This is a genomic window from Lactobacillus sp. UMNPBX1, assembly GCF_002554085.1.
GTDB lineage: Bacteria > Bacillota > Bacilli > Lactobacillales > Lactobacillaceae > Lactobacillus > Lactobacillus crispatus.
Genome location: NZ_PCZI01000002.1, coordinates 47,077 through 60,656 on the forward strand (window position 1 = coordinate 47,077; position 13,580 = coordinate 60,656).

Annotated in this window: 15 protein-coding genes; 2 read left to right on the forward strand and 13 right to left on the reverse strand. The window is 36.6% G+C overall.

The genetic code is table 11. From position 1 onward, the window contains the following. Window positions 1-26 precede the first annotated feature (26 nt). The 4 genes from CP352_RS02240 to CP352_RS02255 all read right to left on the reverse strand — a co-directional run bounded on the left by CP352_RS02240 (window position 27) and on the right by CP352_RS02255 (window position 4,219). Window positions 27-1,826: an ABC transporter ATP-binding protein gene (locus CP352_RS02240; protein ID WP_165518598.1), complete on the reverse strand. Its 1,800-nt coding sequence runs from the start codon at window positions 1,824-1,826 to the stop codon at window positions 27-29. After that, window positions 1,819-3,585 carry an ABC transporter ATP-binding protein gene (locus CP352_RS02245; protein ID WP_089142883.1) on the reverse strand — a complete coding sequence of 589 codons (1,767 nt, stop codon included), beginning with the start codon at window positions 3,583-3,585 and terminating at the stop codon, window positions 1,819-1,821. Before CP352_RS02245 ends, CP352_RS02240 begins: the two co-directional genes overlap by 8 nt. Before the next feature lie 79 nt (window positions 3,586-3,664). Then, the gene (locus CP352_RS02250; RefSeq protein WP_057726609.1) at window positions 3,665-3,883 is read right to left on the reverse strand and encodes a YneF family protein; all 219 of its coding nucleotides are present in this window, start codon (window positions 3,881-3,883) and stop codon (window positions 3,665-3,667) included. Between the two features lie 69 nt (window positions 3,884-3,952). Beyond that, window positions 3,953-4,219 (reverse strand): DUF896 domain-containing protein, encoded by a 267-nt coding sequence (locus CP352_RS02255; protein ID WP_005719306.1) that lies wholly within the window; start codon window positions 4,217-4,219, stop codon window positions 3,953-3,955. A gap of 155 nt (window positions 4,220-4,374) precedes the next feature. Between CP352_RS02255 and lexA the strand changes: the two genes are divergently transcribed. Continuing rightward, window positions 4,375-5,001: a transcriptional repressor LexA gene (lexA, locus tag CP352_RS02260; RefSeq protein ID WP_005719307.1), complete on the forward strand. Its 627-nt coding sequence runs from the start codon at window positions 4,375-4,377 to the stop codon at window positions 4,999-5,001. Window positions 5,002-5,039: 38 nt separating this feature from the next. Here the strand turns inward: lexA and CP352_RS02265 are convergent, their stop codons facing one another. The 9 genes from CP352_RS02265 to ylxM all read right to left on the reverse strand — a co-directional run bounded on the left by CP352_RS02265 (window position 5,040) and on the right by ylxM (window position 11,945). Then, window positions 5,040-5,819 (reverse strand): SGNH/GDSL hydrolase family protein, encoded by a 780-nt coding sequence (locus CP352_RS02265; RefSeq protein WP_013086507.1) that lies wholly within the window; start codon window positions 5,817-5,819, stop codon window positions 5,040-5,042. Then, window positions 5,812-6,471: a uracil-DNA glycosylase gene (locus CP352_RS02270; RefSeq protein WP_023488729.1), complete on the reverse strand. Its 660-nt coding sequence runs from the start codon at window positions 6,469-6,471 to the stop codon at window positions 5,812-5,814. Before CP352_RS02270 ends, CP352_RS02265 begins: the two co-directional genes overlap by 8 nt. 350 nt (window positions 6,472-6,821) lie before the next feature. Beyond that, window positions 6,822-7,946, reverse strand: coding sequence for an SLAP domain-containing protein (locus CP352_RS02275; RefSeq protein ID WP_013086509.1), 1,125 nt, complete (start codon window positions 7,944-7,946; stop codon window positions 6,822-6,824). A gap of 111 nt (window positions 7,947-8,057) precedes the next feature. Beyond that, window positions 8,058-8,405: a 50S ribosomal protein L19 gene (gene rplS, locus CP352_RS02280; protein ID WP_005722007.1), complete on the reverse strand. Its 348-nt coding sequence runs from the start codon at window positions 8,403-8,405 to the stop codon at window positions 8,058-8,060. 113 nt (window positions 8,406-8,518) lie between these two features. Beyond that, window positions 8,519-9,238, reverse strand: coding sequence for a tRNA (guanosine(37)-N1)-methyltransferase TrmD (gene trmD / locus CP352_RS02285; RefSeq protein ID WP_005719317.1), 720 nt, complete (start codon window positions 9,236-9,238; stop codon window positions 8,519-8,521). Continuing rightward, window positions 9,228-9,743, reverse strand: coding sequence for a ribosome maturation factor RimM (gene rimM, locus CP352_RS02290; protein WP_013086510.1), 516 nt, complete (start codon window positions 9,741-9,743; stop codon window positions 9,228-9,230). The genes trmD and rimM overlap by 11 nt, the downstream gene beginning before the upstream one ends. 66 nt (window positions 9,744-9,809) lie before the next feature. After that, entirely contained in the window at window positions 9,810-10,082 is a 273-nt protein-coding gene (gene rpsP, locus CP352_RS02295) for a 30S ribosomal protein S16 (RefSeq protein ID WP_003547870.1), read from the reverse strand. An 87-nt stretch (window positions 10,083-10,169) separates the two neighbouring features. After that, complete coding sequence (gene ffh, locus CP352_RS02300) at window positions 10,170-11,600, reverse strand: signal recognition particle protein (protein WP_089142884.1); 1,431 nt, start codon at window positions 11,598-11,600, stop codon at window positions 10,170-10,172. A 3-nt stretch (window positions 11,601-11,603) separates the two neighbouring features. Further along, entirely contained in the window at window positions 11,604-11,945 is a 342-nt protein-coding gene (gene ylxM, locus CP352_RS02305; protein ID WP_013086512.1) for a YlxM family DNA-binding protein, read from the reverse strand. A gap of 172 nt (window positions 11,946-12,117) precedes the next feature. Here ylxM and CP352_RS02310 point away from each other — a divergent pair, with 172 nt between their 5' ends. Beyond that, window positions 12,118-13,548, forward strand: a complete 1,431-nt coding sequence (locus CP352_RS02310) for an APC family permease (protein ID WP_089142885.1) — start codon at window positions 12,118-12,120, stop codon at window positions 13,546-13,548. Window positions 13,549-13,580 lie beyond the last annotated feature (32 nt).

The following is a 13,580-nucleotide window of genomic DNA, read 5'->3' on the forward strand; positions in this document are numbered from 1 at the left end:
TCGTTACTAAACAAACGTCCTCAAAATTAATTATCCTTATTTTCATTATTTTGCAAAGTATACAAGTTATAGTAATAGCCTTTTTGCGCTAATAATTCTTCATGAGTACCGCGCTCAATAATTCGTCCTTTATCCAAAACAATGATTTGATCAGCATCGGCAATAGTTGAAAGCCGGTGGGCAATTGCTAGAGTGGTCCGTCCTTTACGTAAACGTTTTAGACCTTGCTGAATTAAAGTTTCAGTTTCGGTATCAACATTAGCAGTTGCTTCATCTAATACTAAAACTTTGGGGTCTGTGACTAAAGTTCTGGCAAAAGAAATTAGTTGCCGTTGCCCTTGACTAAATTCCTCTCCACCTTCAATTACCTTTGCATAGTATTTACCTGGCATTTTTTCAATAAATTGATCAGCTTGAACTGCTTTAGCCGCAGCCTTAATTTGAGCATCAGTAATCTGCTTATTATATAAACGAATATTAGAAGCGATATCGCCATAAAACATAAATGGCTCTTGCAAAACTAATCCAAGTTTTTTGCGTAACTCCTCTTTAGGATATTTACGAATATCAACATCATCGATTAAAACTTCACCTTGACCAAATTCATAAAAGCGCATCATCACATTAATAATTGAGCTTTTTCCTGAACCAGTATGTCCAACAATTCCTAATGTTTCGCCTGGGTTAACCACAAAAGAAATATCATGCAAAATTTCATGCTTGCCATCATATGAAAAACTCACATGCTTAAATTCAATCTTCCCTTTGCTAATTGTTAAGCCGGCTTGTGCATCTTGTTTAGGTTCATATTGCGTATCATCCAAAATATAAAAAATTCTTTTACCAGCAACAATCCCATCTTGGAAGAAAGTCATTTGGTCCATCATAGTTGAAATTGGGTTAAACAGCTGTGAAATATATTGTGAAAAAGCATATACCACACCGGCTGGTACAAAAGTCTCACGTAATGGAAAACCAAAATACATCAATGAAACAGCCAAGGCTAATGAATAAAGCAATGAGGTTAAAGGCGACAATAATAGTGAATTAACCCGAATCATATTAAAACGAGTATTCATTAACCCACCATTTTCGCCTTCAAAATTATGGGTCATCCGTTTTTCCTGATTAAACTCTTGAATAACAGAGACTCCTTCAATTGATTCGTTCAAATTAGCGTTAATTCGACTAAGGCGTTCACGATAATTACGATAAAGTCGCGAACTTCTTTGAGAGTAAAGCCAAATAACAAATAACAGAATTGGCATAAAAAGCAAAATTAACCAGCCAGCAACTACATTAGTAGTAAACATCGCTACTAATGCTGTTACTACAGAGAAAACACCAATTACAAAAGTTGATAGAACAGTCAAAAAATTGCTCAAAGTCATTGTATCATTAGTAACTCTTGAAACAATTGAACCAGCTGGAGTTTGGTCAAAATAACGCATCCCTAATTTATGTAACTTACGGTAAAGCGCTCTTCTGACACTTTCTAATGTTTTCTCTGAGCCTAAGGCAAAGAAATATTGATAAGTAAACTGGATAATTGCCTTTAAAATAGAGCCTAAAGCATACAATAATCCTGCAAAAAGAATCACTTGCACCGTTGTATTTTGGTGTAACAAGAAATGATCTAAGAAATATTGCAAACCCCTTGGTAAAAGAATATTAATTATGCTGACAACAAAAGCTCCAACTAAAGCAATGATCATTTCAAATTTAAATTGCTCCACAAAGCCCATTAGTCGTTTAAAAATGTCAACTTGTTCTTTAAACGGAATTGTCTTCGACCAGACGGATTCATGTTGTTCTTCGTTATTCATCTACATCTTCACCCACCTTTGCTTGTAACTCTTGTCTACGCCACATTTCTGCATACCAACCATCTTCGTCTAAAAGTTGTTGGTGATTGCCTCGTTCAACGATTCGCCCATCTTTTAAAACTAAAATCAGATCCGCATCCATGACAGAAGTTAAGCGGTGAGCTGCAATCATCGTAGTCTTATCTGCTCGCTCTTTTCTTAATGATGATAAAATTTCAGTTTCAGTCTTCGCATCAACTGCTGATAAAGCATCATCCAAAATCAAGATCTGACTATCTTTTAACAACGCACGGGCAATCGACATTCTCTGTCTTTGACCACCTGAAAGCGATAACCCATTTTCACCAACTAATGTTTCATAGCCTTTAGGCATTTGCAAAACATCATCATGCAAATCACTCTTCTTGGCTGCAGCTGCAATATCATCCTTATCTACATTTTCAGAAGAGAAAGCAATATTTTTGCCGATACTAGTTGAAAACAAGAAATTATTTTGAGGAACGTAGGAGATCTGACTGAGTAATACCTTTAGTGGAATATTTCTAATATCTTTGCCATTCAGAGTAATTTGACCATCATACTGATCAAATTCTCGCAAAAGCAGTTGAATAATTGTGGTTTTACCCGCACCAACTCGACCAACTAACCCTAAAGTTTGCCCAGGTTTTAAAGTGAAATTGACTTGCTTTAAAACTGGAATATCTGGCTCATCTGGATATGCGAATGATTTAATGTCATATTTTAATTCACCTTGCAAATCTTGAGAAGTAATATTTGGATCTGCATGTGCATCAGTAATCAAAGGCTTTTCATCAAGTAACTTTTCTACACGGTCATAACTTGCACTACCACGCTCTAGAATATTAAACAAATAACCAATAGCAAACATTGGCCAAACCATGTTAGAAATATACGCGATAAAAGAAACCAACTGGCCAATTGATAAAATCTTGTTAGTTACTAATAGTCCCCCATAAATAATCGTAATCACATACGTAGTACCGATAATTATTGTTCCCAGTGGATCAAATAAGGAATCCCAGACAAAAACTTTTTTATTAATATTGATCGTTTCATCGACCATCTTGTCAAAAGCAGCAGTATCTTCTTTCCCTTGACCAAAAGTTTTGAGCACCTTAATCCCAGATACAGATTCCTGAGTTTTATTATTCAGCTTAGAGAATGCGGCCTGTGACTTATCAAAAGCATCATGTAAGTGATCACCTAATTTCCAAGCTCCCAATGCCAAAAACGGTAATGGTAATAAAGCTACAATAGTTAAACGCCAATCAACAAAAATAATCATTGCGATCATCGTTGACAGCCCCATAACTAAAGAATCAACTAAAGTTAAAACACCGTCTCCAGCTACATTCTGAATAGCGGAAACATCATTAGTGGCATGTGCCATTAAATCACCCGTTCGATGGCGCTGATAAAAAGTTCGGTCCATAATCATAAAATGATCGAATAACTTTGACCGCATCTGCCGTTCCAATTCTGCCGCTCCGCCCCAGATTTGCTTACGCCAGAAATAGCGCAAAATATAAAGAGTGAGCGCTGCGGCTAAAACGGCAATGATCAGCATTCCGTATTGGCCCCAGGAAATATGTCCTTGATCAAGTTGATCAGCCATCAAACCTAATACGCGCGGTGGTACTAAATTGGCTAAGGAAGTCAGCGCTAAGAAAGTGATCCCAATAATGTAGCGCTTTTTTTCAGCCTTAAAAAACCAACCTAGTTTGCTAAATATTCCCATATTTCACCTCATTTTAAAAATTGCACAAAAAAGAGACAAAGAAAATCCTTCGCCTCTTTCCAAAAATAATCTAAATTAATTACCTTTGTTGGTGTTTCATCATGTTCATTACTTGATGTACCTTCTTATTTGAAGGCTTTTGTCCCATTTGAGACATCATAGCAACGATCATATCTTCACTAATAGGAGGATTTTCCTTAAAGTACTTCTTCATGTATGCTCTTGCACCATAGAAACCCGCTGTTGCACCAACCAAGAGCGCAACAATGATCAAAAAAATTGCTAAACCTAAATTCATCTTATTAAATCCTCCATCTAACTAACATTTATATCTTATCATAGTCCTCTAACCTTTTGAAAGAACTAATTAATCTTTTCTAAGTCCTTTTCTTCTTTGTGCTCGCTTGGCACGTTCTGAAGTAACTTCTTTACCATTCTTATCCAAGATAACCATGTTTTCAACATCTTGTTTAAAAGCTGCTCTAAAGTTAGCTAAAAACTTCTTATGCAGTTCTTTTCTTTCTGCTTCTTCTTCAGGAGTTAATCCTTCTTTTTCTTTCTTATGGTAAAGTTCATTAATTCGATCTGTTACCTTTTTTTCTTCTTCTTTACTCATTGCATCTTTATTATCCATAATAGTTCCACCTCACATTAACAATCATTAGTCTACCTTATTTTTTATCATAAAAAAAGTATAACTTCTTAAGAACGCCTGTTTGAGAATATTGACATTATCTGGTAGAATTAGGTTATAATATTAAGTACCATAAATACAAACGGAGAATTAAAATGCCAAGAAAAACAAGCGATAAAAAGCAACTAGAAATTTTGCAATATATTTACGATACAGTTGAGAAACGGAGCATTCCACCTACAGTTAGAGAAATCTGTTCTGCAGTTGGTCTTTCTTCTACTTCCACTGTCCATGGTCATTTAGCTCGCCTTGAAAGAAAGGGCTGGCTAGTAAAAGACGCTACAAAACCTCGTGCTTTGGAAATTACCCGTGAGGGTAAAAAAGAGTTAGGTATCAAGCCAAAGGAAATTCCAGTTATCGGTGTGGTTACTGCAGGACAACCAATTCTGGCAGTTGAAGATATTGATGACTACTTTCCACTCCCACCAGACTTAAAAAGTGATGCTGGTGAACTCTTTATGCTCAAAGTCCACGGTGAAAGTATGATTAACGCTGGCATTTTAAACGGTGATAGCGTAATCGTACGCAAACAATCATCTGCCAACAATGGTGAAATCGTGGTGGCAATGACTGAAGAAAATGAAGCTACAGTTAAGCGTTTCTACAAAGAAAAGGATCACTACCGATTACAGCCAGAAAATGATACAATGGCTCCAATCATTTTACCTAAAGTTACAATTTTGGGTAAGGTAGTTAGCTTGTATCGTAATAACATTGACTAATTTCAATTTTGACCTAGATAATTTATCTAGGTCTTTCTTTATGCCAAAATTTCAGTTATTTTTTCTTCAAATAATGGTAACCATTTCTTTAGATAACCCGCACGAGTTGGATGAATTTCATCAGCCATATACAAAGCGTCTTGATGCTGAAAATCAGGATGATCGTATAAATCTAGAATCTCAACGCGACACTTTTGAGCCAGTTCGTGTACTCGTTCAACCATCTGTTTGTATAACGGATTAGCAAAATAAGGATTAGTATAAATTAAAATTGGACATTTCCACCTTGCTTGAGCCGTTGAAATCATATATTCCAAAGCTCCCGTAATGGTTTTGGTGTCAAAGTTTTGATTAGTAATTTTGCCTAGTTTTTTATTTTGATTTGCATCATTAGTTGAAAGTTGTAAGACAAAAACATCAGGTTGTGATTCGGTCAACTCTTCTCTAAAACGAGCAACATAAGAATCGTTTGGCTTATAAGTATCTTCATCAACTAAGGTCGTACCATTTTCTGCATCTTTAATTGCAGCAACGCCATCACGCTTCCAAAGATAATCAACAAAGCTTTCACCCAAGGCGCCAAAACCAAAAGTAACGGAAGAACCCAAAAATAAAATTTTCTTACCTATCAAAGGGCTCGCAACGGTTTGTACACTATTTAGACTATACTTACGACTATTTCCTGCTAAATAAGCAATATCAGTGTAATAACGTTGATGTAAAGCATGCTCATCTAGATCCATGCGTAATTCATTTAAAGCGATATCCGATAAATCATTATTTTGTCTAATTGGAATCAAAAAAGTTTCATTACTCATTTTCAGATTTTTCCTTTTCTACATACGGCTTGATTTTATCCCAATCTTTAATAATATCATCTGTTAGCTTGCGATTATAAAAAACAGCGGCAGGATGATATTCTGGGAAAATAGTGTATCTTTCTTTTGACCAAATATAGCCGTCTTTAGTTTCATTTAAACGTAAAATTGGTGTATTTTTAATTACTTGACCATGTTCAGCTGAAATCTTATGACCAGACCCCAAAAGACGTTCTAATCCCGTATTACCCAAGGCAACAATTAGTTTTGGTTGAGCATAGTCAATTTCAAAATCTAAGAAAGGCGCATGAGCTAGAATCTCTTTTTTGGTTGGCTTACGATTGGGATATTTGATTACTTCTTTATTTTCACGCTTGCTAAAAACCTTTTTGATTGCAAAAGGTCGACTTCTCACAGCAGATGTAATATATACCTGATCACGTGTCAGACCAATCTGCTTCAATGATTTATCCAATTCCTTACCCGCATCCCCGCTAAAGGGAATATTATTAACAATTTCATTTCGACCAGGAGCTTCACCGACAATCATTAATAAAGGATGTTGGGGACCCGAGCCAGAATTAATTCCTTCTAGCTGCATGCCTTTAGATCGTTCTTTCACTTCGTCAATCAGTTTTTTCGGATAATCCATTTTTCCATCTTCTTTTAAATTTTTGTTTTACTCGACTTTACTGGGGGACATTTACAAATGTGGATAACTATTGGTTCTAACGCTAATTCCACATTTAATATTATTTTTTACAAAAATAGCTTCACAATAACAAATGCCTTTATATCAAGATTAGTAATAGATATCTTCCAGCTTTGTGATTTTTGTTTTAGTTTCACAACCGTTTCACAGTTGAATTTCTTCACAATCTTTTTTCATCATTACTACTATACAGCCATTTTATCATTGTGATCTTTTTAAAATAAAAGGCTATCACCTTCTATTAAGATAATAGTCCTTTATGATATCAGTTTAAAAGTATTACACACAGACTAATTATGCAACAGTGTCTGCAATATTAAATTAGTTGAACCGTGACGATAATCTAATGGTGATGCGCCATAGTCTTTTTCATTACCCCAATAAAGATAGTTTTTGGTACCTTTAACATGTAAATAAAGTTGAGGTGATTTTTCACCTTCTATTTTGGTTCTATCAACCGTTAGTTTAGCGCCAGCACGATAAAGCACCTTTTTATTTTGCTTAAATTTGGCAGTATACGCATATGCATCATTTATTAAAGACACACTCACAGGTCCTTTATCCCACAACGTCTTACCATCTACTAAAGCAACGTCTGCCGCATTGATATATTGTGTTTTACTAATCTGAAAATAAGTATGATCACCTTGTTGAATTGCAGGTAAAGTCATCTTAGTTTTATTTTGATAATAATAAAATTGAGTATTAGCAGCCGCTTTCTTAGGTTTACCATAATAGTTTAAAACCGTGCCTTGCTTTAGATTTTTATTCTTGACTTGCTTGCCTGTTGCATCATAAATAGGTGCATTATTATTTAAAAACACGGTTCCCTTGCCATTCAAAGTAGTTACTTGGCTGGCATCAATATAACCGCCCTTACCAATATTAAATAATTGCTTAGGCGAATTATAGTATGGTACCTCAATTTTTGGTTTTTGTTTATTAGTAAAATAATTCTTGCCACCATTATAGCTAACTAATTTTTTACCATTTTTATCATAAATATAATTTTTCTTGTGCCGAAAATGTAACTTGACCGTATTTGTGTTACCAAGCCAGGTTAACACATCGCTTTCTTTAACATAGCCTCCTTTACCAATCGAATAGTAAAGCTTACCACCAATAATTCGACTAGTTGGCACAGGAATCCCAGCTGCAAAGCGCTGCTGAATAATATAAGTCTTGCCACTATATTTTAAACGAGTACCAGCTTTGATATTTTGATGATATTTCGAATTATAATTACCTGCACGATCATAAATTATTGGTGCTTTATTTACCTGGATTGTATTCTTAGCTGCTTGGGCTTTCTTCGTCGTTGCTTGTACCGTAGTCGTGATATTGGGAAAAGATAATATAGGTGCTACTGTCAATACGGTTGCTGCCACAAGTGCAAATTTGCAATTGAACTTCATTTATTTCACCTCATTCATTCCATAACTCCATCATAGCATTTTATATACAACTTTTGGGTAGAAAAAAAGCCAGTTCCACTGGAACTGACCTTTTTATGATTGACGTTATGATTAACGACGTGCTTCAGCAATTCTTGCTGACTTGCCGTGACGTTCACGTAAGTAGTAAAGCTTAGCACGACGTACACGACCATGACGCTTAACTTCAACCTTAGCAACACGTGGGTCGTTAACTGGGAAGGTTCTTTCAACACCAACACCTGAAGCAATCTTACGAACTGTGTAAGTAGCACCGATGCCAGTACCCTTCTTCTTGATTACAACGCCTTCGAACAACTGAATACGTTCGTGAGTACCTTCAACAACACGTACATGAACAGTAACAGTGTCACCTGCACGGAATGCAGGAATATCGTCACGAAGTTGTTCTTTAGTTAATTCTTGAATTAATGGATCCATAATATACTTTTCTCCTTCTTCGGCATTCATCAACGTACCAACGCCAGCGGAACACCCCTAAACTTATTCATTGTGGTCACGCCACGATGAATAGTATATCAAGTAGAGCTTGCTTAATCAAGCTCTGCTTTAATATCTGCCAACATTTTCTTTTCTTCAGTTGTTAAAACTCGTTCTTTGAGCAAATCAGGTCGATGCAAATATGTTGTTCTAAGAGCCTCTTTATGCCGCCATTGTGCAATTTTTTGATGATTGCCACTAGTCAATATCTCTGGCACCTTTTGCCCTTCAAAATCTGCTGGACGCGTATATTGCGGATATTCTAACAACCCATGTGAAAAGCTTTCTTCAACTGGACTAGCTGCATTGCCCAAAATACCAGGTAAAAGTCTTACTGTAGCATCAATCATACTCATTGTTGGCAATTCACCACCAGTTAAAACATAATCACCGATTGAAACAGTTTCGTCAGCCAAGTCATAAACCCGCTGATCAAAGCCCTCGTAATGTCCGCAAATAAAGGTTAATTCATCTTCTTGGGCCCAGCTTTGCGCCATTTTTTCATTAAAAGTTTTACCTTGTGGTGCAGTAATAATTACCTTACCTGTAGATGGTAACGAGTCAAGTGCTTTTTTAATCGGCATAATTTGCAAAACCATCCCAGCGCCACCACCATAGGGCGTATCATCAACATGATGATGTACATCGGTAGTGAAATTACGAAAATTAACTAAATTAAGCTCCCATTTTTTATCTTCAAGCCCACGTCCCAACATTGAAACTTGCAAAGGAGCAAACATATCAGGAAAAAGTGTCAATACATTAATCTTCATCGCGTAAGCCCTCCAATAACTCAACATAGACTTTTTTATTAGCTACATCTACTTTTTTAACCACCGATGCAATATTAGGAATCCAATACTCTTTACCATTATCTTCATGGACTAGCCAAATATCATTAGCACCAGGCGATTCAATATCAGTGATTTTACCCAAGCGCTTACCGGATTCTTCATCAATGACATCACAGTCAAAGATGTCCTTATAGTAATAAACGCCTTCAGGTAGTTCACCGCGGTCGGCTTCACTAACAACTAGTATTTTTCCTTTTAATTTTTCAGCTTGATCAATATCAGTAATCTCTGCAAATTGAACTAACCAAAATTGCTTAAAAGGTCTACTCTTGGCCACAGTTAAAACTTGAGAAGTTTCACCTTTGATTGCCAAATGCATCCCTATAGCAAAACGATCTTCAGGGAAATCAGTAATTACACTAACTTTAACTTCACCATTCAAACCGTGCGTAGTTAAAATCCGAGCAACATCGTAATATTCCATTTTTTCTCCTTTAGGTATAAAAAAAGCTTGAAGCACACGGCATCAAGCTCTTAATTAATAGCAAAATTACTTGTTGTATTTTGCATCGTGCAACTTAGCCATCAAGCCAGCACCTGAAAGAAGTGATCTAACAGTGTCTGAAGGTTGTGCACCTTTTTGTAACCATTCAAAGATCTTGTCTTCGTCAAGCTTCAATTCCTTTGGTTGTGAAACTGGGTTGTAGTAACCAACTTGTTCGATGAAGCGACCATCACGTGGCATACGTGAGTCTGCAACAACGATTCTGTAAAATGGCTTTCTCTTGGCACCAGCACGGTGCATACGAATTTTAACTGACATAAATTAATTTCCTCCTAAAACTTAACGATTAATAATATACCACCAAACTTAACAGGTGTAAAGTATTTTTCCTTAACAGTTTATTTTTTAAGAATGGAATCTTTTTACCTTGCGTAAACGCTTCTTCTTATTTTTCTTGAAATTCTTATTCATTCGGCGCATTGCCATCTTAGCCATTGGCGAATCCATTCCAGGCAAATTGCTCAAGCCCTTCATATTTCCTTTAGACATTTTACTCATCATGTCGCGCATTTGCTTAAACTGCTTAATCATCCTATTGACTTCAACTACAGGACGACCTGAACCAGCAGCTATTCTTCGGCGACGGCTTGGATTAAGCATATCAGGATTTTCTCGTTCCTCAGGAGTCATTGAATAAACAATTGCTTCAGTATGATCAATTTGCTTTTGATCAACATTTAGATTCTTTAATTGCGGATTATTAGCTAGTCCCGGAATCATCTTCATGATTTGATCAAGAGGCCCCATTTTTTGAATTTGTTGCAATTGATCAACAAAATCATTGAAGTCAAAAGTATTTTCCCGCATCTTTTCAGCGACTTTTTCAGCTTCCTTAGCATCATAATCTTGTTGGGCTTTTTCAATTAAGGAAAGCATGTCACCCATACCTAAAATTCTGGATGCCATTCTATCTGGATGGAAAACATCTAAATCGCTTAATTTTTCACCTTGACCAGTAAATAAGATCGGCTTACCAGTTACCGCACGAATTGAAAGAGCTGCACCACCACGAGTATCACCATCTAACTTAGTCAAAATCACGCCCGTAACATCAAGGCGTTCGTCAAAGCCTTTGGCTACATCTGTTGCCGCCTGACCAGTCATGGCATCAACGACTAAAAGAATGTTATCAGGATGGGCTACTTTCTTTACCCGCTCTAATTCTTCCATTAAAGGTTCATCGATTTCTAAACGACCAGCTGTATCGATCAAAACATAGTCATTCTTGTTCTTTTCAGCCTCTGCAAGTCCATCTTGAACAATTTTAGCTACGTCTTTTTCTCCATCTTCACTATATACTGGAACTTTTAACTGATCACCAATTTGTTTCAATTGATCAACAGCAGCCGGACGATAAATATCGCCAGCTATCAACAGCGGACGGGCCTTTTCGGTCTTTTGCAAATGATAGGCTAATTTACCCACAGTCGTAGTCTTACCAGTACCCTGCAAACCGACCATCATAATGATAGTTGGAATATGCTTAGACTTGTTTAAAGGAACTGCTTCTTCACCCATCATCTTCGTTAACTGTTCATTAACGATCTTAATTACTTGTTGACCTGGGTTTAAACTTTCCTGAACTTCCTTGCCAAGGGCTTCTTTCTTAATGGTTTTAATAAAGTCCTTAACGACCTTAAAGTTAACGTCGGCTTCTAACAAAGCAAGTCGAATTTCACGACTAGCCTTATTAATATCTTCTTCTGAGACCTTACCTTTGCCAGTTAAATTTTTTAATGCTTTTTGAATTCTTTCACTTAAATTTTCAAAAGCCATGGGCTATTCTCCCCTCAATTGATTTAATAAATTGGTTATTTCTTTTTTAGCAGCTTCACTATCACCATTATCTAAAGATAAAAGCGTATCTGCCAAGACATCTTCAACCTGATTGTTGTCGCGCTTCATATGCAATTTCTCTTCATAGTTCTGAAGAATTTTACTTGAGCGCTTGAGATTATCATAGATAGCCTGACGAGATACTTGATGATTAGCAGCGATTTCGCCTAGAGACAAATCATTGTAGTAATAGTCTTCAAAATAAGATTGTTGCCCCCGGGTTAATAAAGAGCCATAGTAGGCATATAAATCGCCTAGCTCCTCGTTTTTAGTTAGTTCATCCATTGATTTTCACCAGTCTTTAGTATAACAAAGGTCATAAGCTAGTGCTAGATTAACCTATCTTAGATAACAATTTCTAAAAAAAGTGGAATTTCAAATATGTAGTAATTGATTTTTTAACGTATTTTTAATTATAATTAGATGGATATATTTTAACATAAGGAGGAGTTGCGTTGTGAATCTTTGGCAGAGAATGAACAGTAAAGAAGATCCACGCGTCTATGAAAATAAAGATGGACACCTGGTTCGCTCATTAAAAGTAAAGGACTTCTTAGCTCTAGGTGTTGGAACAATCGTCTCCGCTTCAATTTTCACTCTACCTGGTGAAGTTGCAGCTAAGCATACCGGCCCTGCAGTAGCGATTTCCTTTATTTTAGCAGCAATCGCTGCTGGTTTAGTGGCTTTTGCCTATGCAGAAATGGCTGCTGCAATGCCATTTGCAGGATCAGCTTATTCATGGATCAACGTAGTTTTAGGAGAATTCTGGGGTTGGGTAGCAGGATGGGCCCTTCTAGCAGAATATTTCATTGCTTTGGCTTTCGTCGGTTCGGGGCTTTCTGCTAACTTTAGAGCTCTAATCGCACCATTAGGTTGGAAACTACCCGCGTCATTATCTAACGCCTTTGGCAATAACGGTGGTATTATTGATATCATTTCTTTAGTTTCAATCTTGTTAGTTGCCTTATTAATTGGTCATGGTGTTTCAAGGGCAGCTCGCGTTGAAAATGCCTTAGTTGTATTAAAGGTGTTAGCCATTCTACTCTTTATTGCCGTTGGCGTTTTTGCAATTAAAAAAATTAACTTCACCCCATTTATACCGAAATACAAGATGACTGCTAACGGTCCATTCGGTGGCTGGCAAGGAATCTATGCTGGTGTTTCAATGATTTTCTTATCTTACATTGGCTTTGATTCAATCGCCGCTAACTCAGCTGAGGCAATTAATCCACAAAAAACTATGCCTCGCGGCATTTTAGGCTCACTTGCTATTGCTGTTACTTTATTTGTCGGAGTTAGTTTAGTTTTAATTGGAATTATGCCTTATCAGAAGTATGCTAATTCCGCTGAACCAGTGGGTTTAGCCTTACGGTTTGCTGGTCATCCAATTGTTGCCATCATTGTTCAAACCATTGCTGTTTTAGGGATGTTCACTGCTTTGATTGGGATGAGTATGGCCGGTTCAAGATTGATCTATTCATTTGGCCGTGACGGGATGCTTCCTAAATGGCTGGGCAAGTTGAATGCAGATCGTCGACCTAATAATGCTTTATGGACATTAACAATCGTAGCAATTTTACTTGGAGCATTTTTCCCCTTCTCCATGTTGTCACAATTGGTTTCAGCTGGTACTTTAATTGCTTTTATGTTTGTTTCTTTAGGTATTTATAAGTTGCGTCCACGTGAAGGAAAAGACATTGATGATCCTTCATTCAAGATGCCATTTTATCCAGTTTTACCTGCTTTAGGTTTCATGGCTGCTTTAATTGTCTTCTTAGGGCTTGACTACCAAGCTAAACTTTGTGCTGGTATTTGGTTTATTTTAGGCTTAATCATTTACTTTAGCTATGGTGTTCGTCATTCAATTTTAAATAAGCAAAATAAATAAAATTAATCTAAATACAGTTAAAAAGATCTGCA